The sequence below is a fragment of the Jatrophihabitans sp. genome, assembly GCF_035474675.1.
Taxonomy (GTDB): Bacteria; Actinomycetota; Actinomycetes; order Mycobacteriales; family Jatrophihabitantaceae; genus Jatrophihabitans_A.
On sequence record NZ_DATINC010000100.1, the window covers coordinates 1 to 17,188 of the forward strand.

The window sequence follows — 17,188 nt, forward strand, 5'->3', positions numbered from 1 at the left end:
CTCCTTGGCCAGCACCGTCGCGCCCATCAGGGCACAGCTGGCCAGCATCCAGGGCAGCGCTGCCGACTCGACGTAGCGGGCGACGCAGTACAGCACCAGGGTGGCGCACAGCGTCATCAGGCCGTCCAGCAGCACCTGCCGACTGACCACCACGTGGTAGGGCATCACGGCCAGGATCAGGGCCGCCAGCAAGCCCACCCGGTGGTCGTACAGGCGCCGGCCCAGGGCATAGGTGGCCAGCACCGCGGCCACCCCGATCAGTGCGGTGACCGCGCGCGCCGACCAGTCGCTGAGCTCACCGTGCATTCCCCACGACAGCAGGATCTGCAGGAACAGCGGATGTGCCCGGAACACCGGGAACATCGAGCGCAGCGTGTCGTTGCCGGCCAGTGATGCGGCGGTGCCGCTGTAGACCGCCTCGTCGCTGTTGAAGCCGACCCGGTCGAGCTGCCAGAACCGCAGGAAGGTGGCCAGGGCGAGCACCAGCGCCACCGGCAGCGCGGTGCGCAACCGGTGGCCGGTGGCCAGCCGGCGCCAGCGAGGATCGGGCCGGTCAGCCTGGCTGTCGGGGCCGGCGGGTGGCTCGTCCCAGATCGCTGCCCCGTAGAACCGCTGGGGAGCGGGGACCAGTACCGAGGCCGGTTCGGTATCGCTGGTCATGCCGGGGCCGGCAGCACGGTCGGTCCGCTGACCGGCGGCTCGGCGATCCCGGCCGGTTGTTGCGCTGCCGCGGGAGCACCGGAGCTCCGCAGCAACGCGGCGATGTCCTCGGCCCAGGAGAAGGTGTTCGAACCGAGCCGGCGTACCCGGATGCTGCGCATCGCCCGCACCAGGATCTCGCGCTCCTTGCGCCGCAGCTCGGCGTAGTCGTCCTCGCCGATCACGATCGAGGGCGCCATCTGCCGGAACGGCGGGAAGCCGTAGGCGTCGTCGGTGTTGTCCACCAGCGTCTGGATGGCCTCGTCGAACGGGATGTCGGCCAGCACCGGCTCGCCGCGCTCGATCACGAACAGGTTGTCGACCTCGACGGTGCGCACGATGCGGCAGTCCACCAGCCGGTCGACCTGGTACTTCGGCGGCGGCACGATCCGCTGGGTGAGGGAGTTGATGCCCATGATCGGGATGTTCAGCCCCGCCAGCACCAGGCCGAAGTTGCGGCCCTCCTTGGAATGCAGCCTGCTCTGCAGCTTCAACCGCCGCCACTCGGCCGCCGTCAGGTCACCGGCCTGCACAGCACGCAGGGTGTGGTGGCTGATGGTCAGCGGCTTGGGGAAGCAGGTGGCATGCCCGTCCGGATGCAGGATCGTCATGTCGTCGGACAGGAACCGGGCGCCGTGCTCGCGCAGCAGCTTGAGCACGCTGCCGGTCTTGCCGGTGTCGGTGCGCGCCGACAGCAGCAGCCCGCGGCCGTCGAGCTCCAGGCAGGCCGAGTGCAGCAGGACCACCCCGCGGGACACCGCGATGAAGCGCAGCAGCGCCTCGATGACGTTGGTGTAGAGCACGTGCGGGGAGTGCGCCAGCGCCGGCGAGCAGGTGACCTCGATCTTCTCGCCGATCTCGACCCGGAAGTTGGCACCCAGCCGGCCGAGGTGCTCGGCGTAGCTGACCCCGGCCGGGAAGACGTGCTGGGTCATCAGCGCCCGGGTGCGCGGGCCGCGGCCGACCTCGCCCACCCGGATGCTGAGGTCGACGTCGTTGCCCAGCCACTGCGCGCGGAAGTAGTCCAACTCGCGCAGCGGCACCTGGGAGCCGACGCTGAGCACGCCGTCGATCGCGTAGCGGTAGGGCAGGTACCGGCTGCTCGCGCTGACCGGGCGGGCCTCGCGCCGGTGCCGGGACTGCCCGGTGGCCTGCTCGCCCGGCGCCGGACGCTGCACGCCGGTCAGGTCGACCGTGATGCGCATCGGCTGCCGCTCTACCACCTCGCCGTCGGGCTTGGCGTAGATGGCCGAGTCCGCCACCACGAAGCGCACCAGGAACAGCAACACCAGGGTCAGCACGTTGGCGATGAGCAGGTGGGCTCCGAACACTCCGACCAGCAGGGCCAGCAACGGCAACCGCGGCAACAGCGCCAGGTGGTTGAGCAGGAAGAACCGGACCGCGCGGCCGAGCCGGGTACCGGGCTTGTGGCCGGTGAAGACGAACTTCTCGGTCAGCACGAAGTTCCAGCTGGTCGACACCTCGGTGGCCAGCACCGCCGCGATCAGGTAGTGCGGGTGCACCACGTGCTCGGACAGCACCCAGAGCGCGGCGGTGTTGACGAACACGCCGGTCCCGCCGACCGCGCCGAAGGCGACCAGCCGGCCGAGCCGGCCGCCGGCGTAGGTGGTGGACGAGCGCCGCACCTGGATGCGCAGCACCAGCAACCGCAACCGCAGCAGGTGCCGGAGAAACCGCAGGCCCTCGCGCAGCGAGGCCTTGCTCTGCCCGGCGAGCCGGGTGCCGAACACGAACGGCACCTCGGCAACCTGCAACCGGGGCTGGCGGATCATCAGCTCCAGCAGGATCTTGAAGCCGATCGGGTCCAGCCGGTCGATGTCCAGAGCTGCCAGCCGCACCGCGAAGAACCCCGACATCGGGTCCGACAACCGCGACAGCCGCCGCGGGAACACCGCCTTGGCCAACCGGGTGGCCAGGCCCGACACCGCCCGGCGGTACCCGCCGGCCAGCCCGTCGGAGGCACCGGAGCCGGTGTAGCGGCTGCCCGCCACCAGGTCGAGGTTGCGCGCCCGGCCGATCTGGACGAGCTTGGCGGCCAACTGTGGCGGGTGCTGCAGATCGCCGTCCATCACCACCGCCCAGCTGCCCCGGGCGTGCTTGAGGCCGGCTACCACGGCACCGCCGAGCCCGCCGTGCCGGGCACCGGCGGGCCGGTGCAGCAGCCGCACCGCCAGGCCGCACTCGCGAGCCGCCTGCCGGATCTCCTCGGGAGTGTTGTCCGCGCTGTCGTCGACGAACAGAACCTCGGCCGGAATGCCGGACAGGCTCTCCGCCAGGCCCGACAGCAGCGCGCGCACCGAGCCTTCCTCGTTGCGGGTCGGCACGATGACCGTGAACCAAGCCGCCAGGTCCGGCGGCAGGACCGTCACGTCATGAGGTGCGGAAAGAGGTTCGCCGTTCGCGGCCACTTCGTCAGAAAGCCGCGCCGGGCGTGCAGCATCAAGGGTATTGGTCAAGAGAAGCCCCCCGCTTCACTTATGTGCGACTTCGCAACGGCGCACGCTTCCTGTGCCGGCCCGTCGGAAGTCTCGATCTCCGGGCCGAGCCCAAGAGAGTAGGACGAAGTTAAACCCCGTTTCTCGGTTAATGCAACCACTGGTTTACAGCGTTAACATCAGGGGAAAATTGACAGCGAGACAACGTGAGTCCCTTGTTTGATTTCGTCAGCAGAGGCGACTCGAACGCCGAAGACGGTCAGGAAACCCAATCAAACTGCTGGGAAAATTCGGCAGCACAGCATTCTGCTGTTGGATGCTCTTCTAGAAGCACAACAAACGCTGATCGGCAGGCCGACAGCCGGCGCGAACAGCCGGGAAACCCGCGGCGAACTCCGGCAGGTAGCGCACTACTCATCTAGATCTGCTACCGCCGCCGGGTCCCACCAGGCGCGTCGTGCTCCTATCGTCACCCGGTGGCTCGGGCATGCCTAGCCGCAATCCAGTAATGGAGTGGTCACCGTACGTGGTAGGGGTTGAGGCAGGTCAGCTGCGCCCTTTCCGGACATCGGTGCCGCCGGGTTGCGCTGCTCGCTCGGGGCCATCTGCCAGGCTGGAGGCATGCAGTTCTTCCTGGTCACCGCCACCTCCGACGAGCTGGCAGCCACGCCGGCTCGTGGTGCGAAGGTGGCGAAGCTGGCGGCGCTGCTTCGCGGCAGCTCCGGCGCGGAGGCGGTCACCGTGGTCTCGTGGCTGTCCGGAGAGTTGACCCAGCGACAGATTGGCGTCGGCTGGGGTTCGCTGCGCTCGCTGCCGCCGCCCGCACCGCAGCCGAGCCTGGACGTCGCCGCGGTGGAAGCCGCCCTGACCGAGATCGGCGGCTGTGCCGGTCCCGGCTCGCAGGCCCGCCGGCGGCAGCTGCTGGAGGCGCTGTTCGCGGCCGCCACCGAGTCCGAGCAGCGGTTCCTGGTCCGGTTGCTCACCGGTGACCTGCGCCAGGGTGCGCTGGCCGGCGTGATGGCGGATGCGGTCGCCCGGGCCGCCGACCTGCCGATCGCGCAGATCCGGCGGGCCGCGATGCTCAGCGCCAGCCTGCCGGCGGTGGCCGCCGCGGCGCTGGACGGCGGCAGCGAGGCGCTGGCCGGCTTCCGGCTGCGGGTCGGGCAGCCGGTGAGCCCGATGCTCGCCCAGACCGCGACCAGCACCGCCGACGCCCTGGAGCGGCTCGGGGGGACGGCCGCCTTCGAATGGAAGCTGGACGGCATCCGGGTGCAGGTCCACCGCAACGGCGACGACGTCCGGATCTTCACCAGAGGCCTGGAGGACGTCACCGGGCGCTTCGACGAGATCACCGCGGCGGTGCGCGGCGTCGCCGCCGAGGAGTTCGTCGCCGACGGGGAGCTGATGGCGCTGCGCGGCGACGGCCGGCCGCAACCGTTCCAGGTGACCGCGGGCCGGGTGGGCACCCTGTCCGCGCCCGCCGTCGGCTCACCCGAGCTGGGGATCTTCCTGTTCGACATCCTGCAGGTCGAGGGCACCGACCTGCTCGACGAGCCGGGCGACCGGCGGGCGGAGGTCCTGGCCGGCCTGGTGCCGGCGGCCGCCCGGATTCCGCGGCTGGTCACCGCCGATCCGGCCGAGGCCGAGGCCTTCCTCGCCGACGCCCTGGCGCACGGCCAGGAGGGCGTGGTGGCCAAGTCGCTGACCGCACCGTACGAGGCGGGCCGCCGGGGCGCCGGCTGGTTGAAGATCAAGCCGGTGCACACCCTGGACCTGGTGGTGCTCGCCGTGGAATGGGGATCGGGCCGGCGCCGGGGCACCCTGTCCAACATCCACCTGGGCGCGCGGGATCCGCGAACCGGTGGTTTCGTCATGCTGGGCAAGACTTTCAAGGGCATGACGGACGCGATCCTGGACTTCCAGACCAGGCGGTTCCTGGAGCTGGCGGACGGGCCCACCGACTCCTACGTGGTCCGGGTTCGGCCGGAGCAGGTGGTCGAGATCGCCTTCGACGGGGTGCAACGCTCCTCCCGCTACCCGGGCAAGGTCGCGCTGCGCTTCGCCCGGGTGCTGCGCTACCGCGACGACAAGACCGCCGACGAGGCCGACACCATCGACACCGTGCTGGCCCTGGCCGCCGCGGCAGGTCTGGACTCCGGCTGAGCACCGGTCCCAGGCCTGCGGGTACGGCCGGGCCGGAGTTGCCCGTCCGGAGGGCCCGATTACCCTGAGGCCAGTGAGAGTGGAGTTCCCCGCGGGCGTGCACCCGCGGCCCCAGCTGACCCGTGACCGCTGGTTCGACCTGTCCGGAGAGTGGCAATTCTCCTACGACGACTCCGACATCGGGCTGAGCAGGTGCTGGTACCGCACCTGGCACTCCTCGGCCGGCGTGGTCGAGCGCAGCATCACGGTGCCCTACCCGCCGGAGTCGGCAGCCAGCGGCATCGGCGACACCGGCTACCACCGGGTGCTGTGGTACCGCCGCACCTTTACCGCGCCGCACCAGCCCGGCGAGCGGCTGCTGCTGCACTTCGGTGCGGTGGACTACTCGGCCGAGGTCTGGTTGAACGGCCAGCTGGTGGCCTCGCACACCGGCGGCCACACCCCCTTCTCCGCCGACATCACCGACGCGCTGCTGGACTCGGCCGAGCAGGTGCTGGTGGTACGTGCCGTCGACGACCCGCGCGACCTCGAGCAGCCCCGCGGCAAGCAGGACTGGCAGGACGAGCCGCACGCGATCTGGTACGAGCGCACCAGCGGCATCTGGCAGCGGGTCTGGCTGGAACCGGTGCCTGCCGTCCGGATCGAGAAGCTGCGCTGGACGCCGGACGTCGAAGCCGCGGTGCTGCGCCTGGACGTCCGGCTCAACCAGGTGGCCCAGCAGCCGTTGCGGCTCCGGCTGCGGTTGACCGGCCAGGACACCGAGCTTGCCGACAGCACGGTGTCGGTGACCCGGGGTCGGGCCACCATCGCGGTCCGGCTGCCGCAGGCCGACATGACCCTGGAACGGCAGCGGATGCTGTGGTCGCCCGAGACCCCCAACCTGTTCGAAGCCGAGATCGAGCTGTACGGCAATGACGAGGCCGGCACCCCCACGCCGGTCGACCGGGTGCACAGCTACGCCGCGATGCGCAGCATCGCCGCGTCGAACAACCGGATCCTGCTCAACGGCCGGCCGTACTTCCTGCGGCTGGTCCTCGACCAGGGCTACTGGCCCGAGTCGCACCTGGCCGTCCCGGACTCCGAGGCCACCCGCCGGGAGGTGCAGCTGGTGCGCGAGCTGGGCTTCAACGGCGTCCGGTTGCACCAGCGAGCCGCCGACCCGAGCTTCCTGTACTGGTGTGACCGGCTGGGCCTGCTGGTCTGGGCCGAGATGCCGGCCGCCTACGAGTTCTCCACCCGGGCGGTGGAACGGATCACCGAGGAATGGACGGAGATCCAGCGGCGCGACTACAGCCACCCCTGCATCATCGCCTGGGTGCCGATCAACGAGAGCTGGGGCGTGCCGACGCTGACCAGCTCGGCGGCGCAGCGCAGCTTCGTCACCGCGCTCTACCACCTCACCAAGGCCCTGGATCCCACCCGGCTGGTGGTGGGCAACGATGGCTGGGAGCAGATCGTCACCGACGTCCTCACCGTGCACGACTACACCGCGCACGGCAAGGTGCTGAGCCAGCGCTACGGCAACACCGCCGCCGTCAGCACTACCCTGCAGGACGTCCAGCCGGGCTACCGCTCGGTGCTGCTGCCGGGCATGACCGCCGACGGCCTGCCGCTGATGATCACCGAGTTCGGCGGGATCTCCTACGACACCGACGACGGCCCGTCCTGGCACGGCTACTCGGTCGCGCGCAGCTCGGAGGAACTGCTGGCCCGCTACCGGGCGCTGGTGGACGCGCTGCTGGACGCCCCCGCCATCAGCGGGTTCTGCTACACCCAGCTCACCGACACCCTGCAGGAGAAGAACGGGCTGCTGACCGCCGACCGGACGCCCAAGGCGGACCCGGCCGTCCTGCGGTCCATCAACCGCCGGCCCTCGGCAGCCGTGCCGGCCGATCAGATCGGCTCGTTCGAGTACGGCGACTACCCGCCCACCGTGATGGAATCGGGCATCAGCAACGGCGGAACGCCCTGACGCCTCAGTCCGATCGCTGAGGTTGCGGCACCGCCAGCCGGGGCAGGTCGGTGCCGGGCTCCCACCGCAGCGCTGCCACCGAGAACTGCCTGACCGCCGCGGGCGAGCTGCGGAAGTGGTAGCACAGGTACGGCCGCCCGTCGCTGGTGAGCACGCTGCAGTGTCCCGGGCCGAACAGGCCGGCCGCCGGGTCCGGGCCCAGTAGGCTGGCCGCCGGCGTCGGGCTGAGGTCCAGCCACTGGCCGCCGCCAGGCTCCCGGGCGATCACGCCGATGCCGTAGAAGTCGGCGAAGTTGCCGCCGCTGTAGAGCACCACCTCGCGGCCGCCCGGTGAGGTGAGCACCGCCGGTCCCTCGATGGTCGACCAGCGCACCGTCTCGGCCCGGTCCCACCGCACCCCGGGGATGTCCTTCCAGGGCATCGAGCGGTGCGCGTCGTAGAGCTGCCACTGCGCCCGCGGCCGGGCGATCACCTCCGGCCCAGACTCCAGGCGCCGCAGGTCCGCACTGATCCGAGCCCGCACGATGCCGGTGCCGTACGGCTCGTCGTCGACGAAGTCGGTCGCGAAGTACAGCCACCGCACCCCGCTGGCGTCGGCGCAGACGTCCGGGTCGATGGCGAAGTCCAGGTCCGGGGTCAGCACCTCGCCGGAGTCGGCGAACGGGCCGGCCGGCGAGGAGCTGTCGGCCCGCCGCAGCCGGTGCTGCTGGTGGCCCTCGGGCTCGCCGGCGCCCCTGGCCCGGGAGTAGAGCATCACCCAGGGCCGCGGCAGGCCGGGCAGATAGCGCACGCACGGCGCCCAGCACCACGGGTCCACCCCCAGGCCCGGGTAGCTGTCCCCGACCCGCTGCCAGCCGGCCGGGTCGAGCAGGTCGTCGGACCCGTACACCGGAAAGCCCGCCGCGGAGACGTAGACGTAGAACCGGAACACCCCGGCCGACCGCTGCCCGGCCGGCACCTCAAGCAGGAACGGATCGCCCTGGTCCACCGCCGGCTCCGGCACGAACGCCGTTCCCAGGCCTGCCGTCGGGGTCATGGCTTCTCTTTCTGGAGTCAACGGAAACGGCCGGCCAGCTCGTTGTCCACCAGCCGCAGCGCGGACGCGATCGCCATGTGCATGTCGAGGTACTTGTAAGTGCCGAGCCGGCCGCCGAAGTACACGTCGGGCTCGGCCGCCGCCCGGGCCCGGTACCGGGCCAGCATCTCCCGGTCCCGCTCGGTGTTCACCGGGTAGTACGGTTCGTCGTCCCGGCCGGCCTGCCGGGAGAACTCCCGGACGATGACCGTGCTGTCGGCGGGATATCCGCTCCGTTCGGGGTGGAAGTGCCGGAACTCGTGAATCCGGGTCCACGGCACGTCGGAGTCGGCGTAGTTCATCACCGGCGTGCCCTGGAAGTCGCCGACGTCGAGCACCTCCTGCTCGAAGTCCAGCGTGCGCCAGCCCAGTTCGCCTTCGGCATAACCGAAATACCGGTCCAGCGGGCCGGTGTAGACGACCGGCACGCCGGCCGGGATCCGGTCGCGGACGTCGAAGAAGTCGGTACCGAGCAGCACGCTGATGTTGCGGTGGTCGGCCATCCGCCGCAACCACGGGGTGTAGCCCTCGGTCGGCAGTCCTTCATAGGTGTCGTCGAAGTAGCGGTTGTCGAAGGTGTAGCGCACCGGCAGCCGGCTGATCACGTCGGCAGGCAGCTCGCGCGGGTCGGTCTGCCATTGTTTCTCGGTGTATCCGCGCACGAACGCCTCGTACAGCGGCCGCCCGATCGAGGCGATCGCCTTGCGTTCCAGGTTGTCCGGCTCGGAACCAGACACCTCGGCGGCCTGCTGGCGGATCAGCTCGCGCGCCTCGGACGGGCTGAAGTGCGCGCCGAAGTACTCACAGATGGTGGCGAGGTTGATCGGCATCGGGTACACCCGGCCCTTGCTCACGGTGAAGACCCGGTGCTGGTAGCCGGTGAAGCCGGTGAAGCGGTTGACGTAGTTCCACACCCGCTCGTTGGAGGTGTGGAACAGGTGCGCGCCGTACCGGTGCACCTCGATGCCGGTCCGCGGCTCGATCTCGGAATAGGCGTTGCCACCGAGGTGATCGCGGATCTCGAGCACCACCACCCGCCGGTCGAACTGCTCGGCCACCCGCTCGGCGACCGTCAGCCCGAAGAACCCCGATCCCACCACCACCAGGTCGGCGGCCCGCAGCTCGCCGGCGGTCCCGGTCACGGGTTCAGCTCCCGCGCGGTGGGGCACGGCGCCGGCACGTTGCAGGTGGCGCACCGGCCGGCCGCGTCGCCCTGCACCGGATGCATCCGAAGCGCATTGAAGATCCGGCTCAGCAGCGGTGCGCGCAGGAACGGCGTCGCCGACGACACCGCCGCCTCGGCGAGCACCGGCACGCCGGCCCCGGTGAGCCGGGCCGCTCCGAGCGCGGCGTCCTGCAGGCCGTGCCCGGCCGCGGTGACCGCCTGCCGGTGGGCGAATTCCAGGTCCCGGGTGAGGGCGCTGACCGCCGCGCTCATGCCGGCACCTCCTCCTGGCCGGTCGTCTCGACGTACACCTCGGCCACCTCGACCACCACCTCCACCGTCCGGGTGTGCCGGTCGAGCAGGCCGGCCATCGCCGAGGCGATGCAGTCCCATTCCTGCCGGGCCTGGATCGGCTGGACCCGCCGATCCCGGTCGGCCACCGAATGGGTCACCACCTCGCGGCAGGCCGCCGCGAACGCCGGCCCGTCGTCGGCCAGGCACACCACGCCGGAATAGTCGGCCACCACGTCGGGCACCCGGGTGGACACCACCGGCAGGCCGGCGGCCAGGTACTCCAGGGTCTTGGTGGGGCTGATCGCCCGGGTCGCCTCGTTGCGGGCGAAGGGCATCAGCGCCACGTCGAAACCCGCCATCACCCGCGGCAGTTCCGGATAGCCCACCATGCCCAGGTAGTCGAGGTTGGCCGCCTGCGGCAGGTCGGACGGATCGATCTTCGCCACCGGGCCGACCAGCCGCACCGTCCAGTCCGGCAGGCCGGCGGCCAGGCTCGCGACCAGCTCGAGGTCGATCCGCTCGTCGATCACCCCGACGTAGCCTGCCACCTTGCGCTGGCGCGGGACGCGTAACGACCGGGAGGCCGCGTAGTGCCGGCTCTCCACGCCGCTGGGGAACAGGTGCACGGCGTGCCGGCGCTGGCTGAGGGTGGCGCGGTGCAGCGAGCGGCCGCCGGTGAAGACGACGTCGGCCGCGTGCAGCAGTTGCCGCTGCCGGAGCCGGAGGCCCTCGGGGGCGTTGCGGAAGGCGGCCAGGTCGTCCATCACGTCATAGACCAGCCGGCCACCGTGCAGCTGCCGGGCGATGTCGTAGGCCATCGGGGTGTAGAGCCACAGATCCGGTTCCGGCCGGCAGCCGTGCTCGGCCAGGAACTGTGCCAGCAGGGCGGGATAGCACGCGGCGCGCGGGTCGGCGAAGCTGACCGAGCCGGTGGGATCGCTCTGGCCCGGGACCTCCAGCCGCACCCGGGTCAGCCCGTCCCGCTCCTCGGCGGCGATCCGGGGCGCGTCGACCCCGGCCGCGACCGGTTCCTCGACGAACCAGGTGCGGGCACCGGCCGCCGCCCGCTGCCGGGCGAAGCGGGACACCAGGTGCTGCGGGCGCTGCCACACCCAGGGCCAGCGAAGGTGAGAGAGCACTACCAGATCCGGCTGGGAACAAAGGTCGTTCATCACGAACTCCTGGTCGATGGGCAACGGAACGGCGACGGCGGCGGCGACCTGCTCCGCCGGAGGGTCCTCCCACGGCCAGTGGTCGAGGCGGGCGGTCAGGCCGGCCAGCTGGGCATCGCACGGCGGCTGGAACCGGTACGCCGGCAGGTCCCCGGCACCGGCGCCCCGCACCACCTGCTGCCACGCGTCGGTGAAGCCGGTCCACTCGCGGCCCCCGGTCGCCGGGTCGATGCCCAGCACCCCGACCGGGTCCACCCGGCCGGCGCTGCGGGCCAGCAGCGAGTCCCAGTCGCAGGAGTCGACCTGGGGGAACCAGCAGAAGCCGTGCAGCGGCACGCCCCGCTCCAGCGCGAGGTCGTACTGCTCGAGCATGTAGCGCAGCCACGAGACGCGGTCGGAGGGCTGGCCGCGCAGGTTGGTCTCGGTGAGCATCATCGGCAGGCCGTACCGGGCCGAGTACTGCTCGGCGAGCGCGGCGAACCCGATCGGGTACGGCGAGGGCGCGTGCCCGCCGGCCTCGTCGTAGAACCACTCGGAGTGGCAGTAGTAGTCCAGCCCCAGCAGGTCGACCCGGCACGGCGGCAGTTCCAGCAGCGGGCCGCCGCCGGCCCGGACGAACTCGGCGAGGTAGGGCCGGGCCGGGTCCAGGTCGTGGCCGGTCAGCAGGTCCAGCAGCAGGTACCGCCGGTCGTTGGCGAGCTCCGCGTAGTCCTGGCAGGCCGGGTTACCGGTGTGGTGCTCGGCGGTGTCGACCCACACGTGCCGGGCCTCGGGCAGCAGCTCGGCCCAGCAGCCGGCGGCCCGGCTGACCGCCGGCAGCACCGAGCGGGCCAGCCGGACGAAGCCGGCGATGCCGCGGTCGTACGGCGGCCACAGCCCCTCGCACCCGGCCAGGTGCAGGGTGGCGAACGGCTCGTTGAACAGCGTGTACGCCGGCAGCCAGGGGTAACGCCGCGCAACCGCCTCGGCGTAGCGCACCAGGGCCGGTGCGAATCCCTCGTCCCGGAAGCCGTCGGACAGCCAGTCGGGATAGCTGGTGTGGTGGACCAGGTCGACGATCGGCACGGCGCCGGCGGCGCGCAGGTGCTCCAGCACCCGGTCGGTCCGCGACCAGTCGAAGCGGCCCGGCTCCGGTTCGATCCGCGGCCAGCGCAGCGGGTAGCGCAGGCAGCGCACACCGGCGGCCAGCAGGTCGTCCAGGTCGGCCTGCCATCGCTCGGCGTGCCCGGTTGCCTCGGCCAGGTCGGTGCGGTAGGCGGGCAGGTGGGTGCTCTCGAAGCCCCCGACCACGGTGCGGCCCACGGCTGGCAACGGCCAGATGCCGGAAGCGGGAAGGACAGCTGGATGCACCGGAGGAGCCCCTTACGAAGCGTCTGGTGTCCAGCCGGACGCTCGCCATCGGCGCTGCCGGAAGGGGCAGCGTAGAGACGCTGGCTTTCCAGCTGTTGTCACAGTAACGGGTCGGTTGCCGGATCTGCCACCCCCGGCAGCCGCGGCCGACGGCGGGTGTGTGGTGCAGCCGGGTCACGGCAGTCGGCTACCGGCCAGGTTTCCGGCCTGCCGCGCCGGAGGATGTCAGTCCGCTGCCGGAGGAGGTCAGTCCGCTGCCGGAGGAGGTCAGTCCGCTGGCAGGTCCGCCGACTCCGGAACCTGGTCATGGCGATCCGGGGTCTGGGACGAGTCGTGCCTGGTTTGCTCGGGTGCGGCCACCCGGGTGTCGGAGTCTTCCAGGATGACCTCGGCCTGCCGGTGCGGATCGTCGCTGCCGGCCGCCAGCTCCTCGGGCTCCAGGTTCGCGCGGGCCTCGATGCGGTCTTCGTCCGGATGCTCGGTCATCGGCCCAGATTACCGTGCCGGCCCGTTCCGGCCGCTCGGGAACGTGCTGCCGCACACGGGGTTCTCCGACGTTGCTCGGCTTTGCCACAATGGCAGCTGAGTCCGGTCCCGAAGAGCACGTCGGCGAGGGAGGTACCGAGCATGTTCGGCAGCTACCAGGAGTTCTTTCCGTACTACGTCGCTATGCATTCCCAGCCGCTGACCCGCAGGCTGCATGCTGTGGGCACGCTCTCAGGCCTGGCGCTGGCGCTGTTCGGCCTGCTGACCGGCCGCCGCCGGCTGCTCGCCGCGCTGCCGGTGCTCGGCTACGGCGTCGCCTGGCCGAGCCACTGGCTGATCGAGAAGAACAACCCGGCCAGCTTCGGTCACCCGCTGTGGTCACTGCGCGGCGACGCGCAGATGATCGCGATGCTGCTGGACGGCCGGGACCGGGAGCTGACGCTGATCGCCCGGGACTGGCTGGCCGAGCACCCCGAGCACCGCACCGCCACCAACTCCCCGCCGTCCCCGGTCCGGCTGGCCGCCTGAGGCGCCCGATCGAGCTGCCGGGACGGCCGGTCGACTGCCGGGACGGCTACCAGCGGGACGGGCCGCTGATCTCGCGGACCGCCGGCCGGACGTCGGCCAGGTACACGCAGCTGACGATGATGCCGATGTAGGAGAGCAGGTTCAGCACGTCCTGCAGGAAGGCCACCGGCGCGACGGCGACCGCGGTCAGCAGGATCCAGGTCGGCTTGGTGAGCTTGCCGGCGGCCGGGAACGCCGGTGCCTTGCGCGTGATGCAGTCCACCAACGCCCAGAGCTGCAGGGCCAGCACTCCCAGTAACACCACCAGGAGCAGGCCGTTCTCGATGTTGTCGATGGTCTGCACGATCACCAGCCTAATCCACCGAAAAGAGCTGTGCCCCGGCCCGAAACGATTTCAGGGGCCGGGGCTCAGCAGCTTGGAGCGCAGGAACGCCGAGGACTAGTCCTTCTTGGCCGCGGTCCTGCGAGTGGTGCCGGACTTGGTGCTACCGGACTTGGCCGGGGTGCTGGCCTTGGCCGGCGACGCCTTGGTCTCCGCCGCCTTGCGGGTGGCCGGCGCGGCGGCGTTCTCCCCGAGGTCGATGTTCTCGATCTTCTCGGCGGCCGAGTCGAGATCGGAAACCACCTCCGAGCGCACCGCGCCCAGGACCGGGGCGATCCGGGTGGCCAGGGCGGCCGAGGCCGCGTCCAGCTCGCCGAGCAGCTTGCCGACCCGGGGGTCGTTGCGCAGGTCGGCCAGCCGGGCCCCGCCGCGGGCGGTCAGCCTGCCGTAGGCCTGCCGAGCGGTGTCGAGGTAGCCGCTGGTGGTGCCGGCGGCGATCACCGGCAGGCTCGGCAGCGACCGCACGGTTTCAAGGCCCGCGTCCAGGCGCTCGCGCAGCTCGCCAAGGCGGGCCAGCGCGTCGTCCTGGGCCCGGTCGAGCAGCGCCTTGCCGCTCTCCTGCGCCTTGGCGAGGTTGCCGGCGGCAGCGGCCGACAGTTCCGGCAGCGACTCCATCCGCCGGCCGAGGTGCTCGGCCTGCTTGCCGAGGGCCTCCACCTGCTTGCCGACGGTCTCGGCGAGCAGGTCGGCCGCTCCCAGCACGACTCGCACCTGCTTGCCGGCGTCGGCGGCCAGCCGCTTGTTGGCGGTGCCGGCGGCGGTTCCGGCCTGGTTGAGGGCCGCCCGGCCCTGCTCCAGGGCGAGGTCTGCATAGGCACGGATATCCGTGGCGATGGACATGCGATTACTCCTTCTCAGATGCCGCATCGGCGGCGTTCGGCCGTGCTGCCACCGGCGTCGGGTCGAGGCCGGCAGCACTGTTCTCACGGCGGAAGGTCTCGTAGATCTCGACGAGCACGTTCTTCTGGCGCTCGGTCAGCGCCGGGTCGGAACGGATGGCCGGCACCAGCTCGGAGCCGGCGGGCCGGTCCTCCAGGATGCCGGCCCGGACGTAGAGCTGCTCCGCCGAGATCCGCAGCCCCTTGGCGATCTGCTGCAGGATCTCGGCACTCGGCCGGCGCAGCCCCCGCTCCACCTGGGACAGGTAGGGATTGGAGACCCCGGCCAGCTTGGCGAGCTGGCGCAGCGACACCTGGGCCTGCTGGCGTTGCTCGCGGATGAGGTCACCGATGGTGCCCACTCCGATCAGCGGCGCCTTGGCCGCCGTCTCCTTGAGCCCGTCCACGTTCACGCAGTCCAGCCTGCTCCGCAAGTGCTAGCAATTGCAAGCAGGGCGCTTGCAATTGTGGCCGGCCTCATAGCCAGCCCCGCTCGGACGCCTTCGCCCGGGCATGCGCGGCGCGGCGGGGCCACGCTACTGTCGGCTCAGCTGAACCCCAGCGTCCTTCGAGCACACGGGACTGTGGCACGCGCGCTGCCCGCCCGGGTAAGGCCCGACATGCTGAGCTGGCGAATCAACCGCACCCTGGACTCCCTGATCGGCCGGGTGGAGCGAAGCACCGCGCTGGACCCGGTCGCCGACCGGCTGGCCACGCTGGTGAGCAAGCCGCTGTACGCCTCGACGGGGCTGCGCAACACGCTGAGCGGCACCGCCGCCGGGCATCCGCTGCACCCGGTGCTGGTGGTGGTACCGCTCGGCTCCTGGATCGGGGCCAGCTACCTGGACCTGGCCGGTGGCAAGCAGGGACAGGCGGCGGCCACCAAGCTGGTCGGGCTCGGCATCGCCGCGGCGATCCCGGCCGCCCTGACCGGCGTCAACGACTGGGTGGACACCACGCTCGCCGAACGCCGGGTCGGCCTGGTGCACGCGCTCGGCAACCAGCTGGCCCTGGGGCTCTACGCCGGCAGCTGGTTCGCCCGGCGCCGGCAACGCCAGGGCGTGGGCGCGGCGCTGGCCGCGGCGGGCGCGGTCACCCTGGGCGTGACCGGCTGGCTGGGCGGGCACCTCAGCTACGCCCGCGGGGTCGGCGTGGACACCACCGCCTTCGACCACGCGAACGAGGAATGGGTCGACGTGCTGCGCGAGGACGAGCTGGCCGACGACCAGCCCACCCTGGTCTACAACGGCAAGCTGCCGGTGCTGCTGGTGCGCACCGGTGGCCAGCTCTACGCCATCGCCGACCGGTGCACCCACCGGGGCGGCCCGCTGCACGAGGGCGAGCTCGCCGACGGCTGCATCACCTGCCCGTGGCACTTCAGCAAGTTCCGGGTCAGCGACGGGCAGGTGCTGGCCGGGCCCGCCACCCGCAACCAGCGCGCCTACGAGGTGCGCACCCGGTACGGCTCGATCCAGCTGCGGCACACCGACGAGCCCGGTTCGCTGCGGACCAACCCGGTCAGCTAGCCCCGGGCCGCCCAGGGGTTCGGCCGGGTCGGCGTCCGGGCAGGAGCGGTCCGGGCCCGGGCCGGCCGGCCGGCAGTCACCTCCGGCCGCCGGGGCAGCTCCATCACGCCCCGGGCCGCCAGCTGGTGCTGCAGCGCCTGGGCGTCGTAGGGGGCCCGCACCTTGATGTCGTTGTCGAAGTACACGAACACGTCCAGGCCCCGGCTCGTCCAGCCGGCGATCCGGTCGGCCCAGCCGGCGAGCTCGGTGTCGTCGTAGCCGCTGGCGTAGAGCTCCTGCGCACCGTGCAGCCGGACGTAGACGAAGTCGGCGGTGACGTCGAACAGCTGCGGCCAGCGGCCAGCGGTGTCGGCCACCACCAGCCCGACGCCGAGCTGGCGCAACAGCTCGGGAAAGGCCGGCGTGCGGTAGCTGTCGTGCCGCACCTCCACGGCGTGCCGCAGCGGCCGGTCGGCGAGCACCCCGGTCCAGGCCCGGCCGGCCAGCCGCTCGTCGTGCCGGCGGGCCAGGTAGGCCGCCTCGCCGGTGGAGGCCGGCAGCCCGGTGAAGAACTCGGTCAGCCGGTCGGCGTCGAAGCCCAGCGTCGGCGGCAGCTGCCACAGCAGCGGGCCGAGCTTGTCCTGCAGGGCCAGCACCCCGGAGCCGAAGAAGTTGGCCAGCGGGGTGTCGACGTCGCGCAGCTTCTTCATGTGGGTGATGAACCGGCCGCCCTTGACCGAGAACAGGAAGTCCGGCGGCGTCTCGGCCGCCCACCGGTAGAAGCCGGACGGCCGCTGCAGCGAGTAGAACGACCCGTTGACCTCGATCGAGGTCAGCCGGGAGGCGGCATAGGCCAGCTCCAGGCGGTGCGGCAGCCCGGGCGGATAGAAGTCGCCGCGCCACGGCGGGTACATCCAGCCGGAGATGCCGACCCAGGCGCTCATGGGCTTCAACCTAGAGTGCGACAGGAAGGGACCGGAACTCACTACCCCGGGATCGGTAGATGTGAAAACCGGCCCGATCATGTGAAACGCTGAGCTACCGCCGACAGAAGGGACATCCG

At 71.5% G+C, this 17,188-nt stretch carries 15 protein-coding genes; 4 read left to right on the forward strand and 11 right to left on the reverse strand.

Annotated features, from left to right (window positions below; translation table 11 throughout):
- Positions 1–660: ArnT family glycosyltransferase (locus VLJ82_RS12115; protein WP_408663612.1), on the reverse strand; the 660-nt coding region annotated here is incomplete at its 3' end.
- The gene (locus VLJ82_RS12120; protein WP_408663613.1) at positions 657–3,089 is read right to left on the reverse strand and encodes a glycosyltransferase; all 2,433 of its coding nucleotides are present in this window, start codon (positions 3,087–3,089) and stop codon (positions 657–659) included. The genes VLJ82_RS12120 and VLJ82_RS12115, both read right to left, overlap by 4 nt.
- Positions 3,090–3,776: 687 nt before the next feature.
- Between VLJ82_RS12120 and VLJ82_RS12125 the strand changes: the two genes are divergently transcribed.
- Both VLJ82_RS12125 and VLJ82_RS12130 read left to right on the forward strand, forming a co-directional pair.
- Positions 3,777–5,318: an ATP-dependent DNA ligase gene (locus VLJ82_RS12125; RefSeq protein ID WP_408663614.1), complete on the forward strand. Its 1,542-nt coding sequence runs from the start codon at positions 3,777–3,779 to the stop codon at positions 5,316–5,318.
- A 73-nt stretch (positions 5,319–5,391) separates the two neighbouring features.
- A complete protein-coding gene (locus VLJ82_RS12130) occupies positions 5,392–7,290 on the forward strand; it encodes a glycoside hydrolase family 2 protein (protein WP_408663615.1) in 1,899 nt (632 codons plus the stop codon).
- A 4-nt stretch (positions 7,291–7,294) separates the two neighbouring features.
- Here VLJ82_RS12130 and VLJ82_RS12135 read toward each other — a convergent pair whose 3' ends face one another.
- The 5 genes from VLJ82_RS12135 to VLJ82_RS12155 form a co-directional block, all read right to left on the reverse strand.
- Complete coding sequence (locus VLJ82_RS12135; protein ID WP_408663616.1) at positions 7,295–8,326, reverse strand: family 43 glycosylhydrolase; 1,032 nt, start codon at positions 8,324–8,326, stop codon at positions 7,295–7,297.
- Positions 8,327–8,343: 17 nt separating this feature from the next.
- Complete coding sequence (glf, locus tag VLJ82_RS12140) at positions 8,344–9,507, reverse strand: UDP-galactopyranose mutase (RefSeq protein ID WP_408663617.1); 1,164 nt, start codon at positions 9,505–9,507, stop codon at positions 8,344–8,346.
- Complete coding sequence (locus tag VLJ82_RS12145) at positions 9,504–9,803, reverse strand: hypothetical protein (protein WP_408663618.1); 300 nt, start codon at positions 9,801–9,803, stop codon at positions 9,504–9,506. The genes glf and VLJ82_RS12145 overlap by 4 nt, the downstream gene beginning before the upstream one ends.
- Positions 9,800–12,298, reverse strand: coding sequence for a family 1 glycosylhydrolase (locus VLJ82_RS12150; protein WP_408663651.1), 2,499 nt, complete (start codon positions 12,296–12,298; stop codon positions 9,800–9,802). Before VLJ82_RS12150 ends, VLJ82_RS12145 begins: the two co-directional genes overlap by 4 nt.
- A 315-nt stretch (positions 12,299–12,613) precedes the next feature.
- Positions 12,614–12,832, reverse strand: coding sequence for a hypothetical protein (locus tag VLJ82_RS12155; RefSeq protein WP_408663619.1), 219 nt, complete (start codon positions 12,830–12,832; stop codon positions 12,614–12,616).
- A gap of 141 nt (positions 12,833–12,973) precedes the next feature.
- On the opposite strand from VLJ82_RS12155, the gene VLJ82_RS12160 reads away from it, so the two are divergent.
- A complete protein-coding gene (locus VLJ82_RS12160) occupies positions 12,974–13,360 on the forward strand; it encodes an Mpo1-like protein (RefSeq protein WP_408663620.1) in 387 nt (128 codons plus the stop codon).
- 46 nt (positions 13,361–13,406) lie between these two features.
- Here VLJ82_RS12160 and VLJ82_RS12165 read toward each other — a convergent pair whose 3' ends face one another.
- The 3 genes from VLJ82_RS12165 to VLJ82_RS12175 form a co-directional block, all read right to left on the reverse strand.
- Positions 13,407–13,703, reverse strand: coding sequence for a DUF2516 family protein (locus VLJ82_RS12165; protein ID WP_408663621.1), 297 nt, complete (start codon positions 13,701–13,703; stop codon positions 13,407–13,409).
- A gap of 96 nt (positions 13,704–13,799) precedes the next feature.
- On the reverse strand, positions 13,800–14,582 hold the full coding sequence (locus tag VLJ82_RS12170) for a hypothetical protein (protein ID WP_408663622.1): 783 nt from the start codon (positions 14,580–14,582) through the stop codon (positions 13,800–13,802).
- A 4-nt stretch (positions 14,583–14,586) separates the two neighbouring features.
- Entirely contained in the window at positions 14,587–15,033 is a 447-nt protein-coding gene (locus VLJ82_RS12175; RefSeq protein WP_408663623.1) for a helix-turn-helix domain-containing protein, read from the reverse strand.
- A gap of 207 nt (positions 15,034–15,240) precedes the next feature.
- Here VLJ82_RS12175 and VLJ82_RS12180 point away from each other — a divergent pair, with 207 nt between their 5' ends.
- Entirely contained in the window at positions 15,241–16,146 is a 906-nt protein-coding gene (locus VLJ82_RS12180) for a Rieske 2Fe-2S domain-containing protein (protein WP_408663624.1), read from the forward strand.
- On the opposite strand, the gene VLJ82_RS12185 is transcribed toward VLJ82_RS12180, so the two are convergent.
- Positions 16,143–17,069, reverse strand: a complete 927-nt coding sequence (locus VLJ82_RS12185; RefSeq protein ID WP_408663625.1) for a DUF72 domain-containing protein — start codon at positions 17,067–17,069, stop codon at positions 16,143–16,145. The genes VLJ82_RS12180 and VLJ82_RS12185 overlap by 4 nt on opposite strands.
- Positions 17,070–17,188 lie beyond the last annotated feature (119 nt).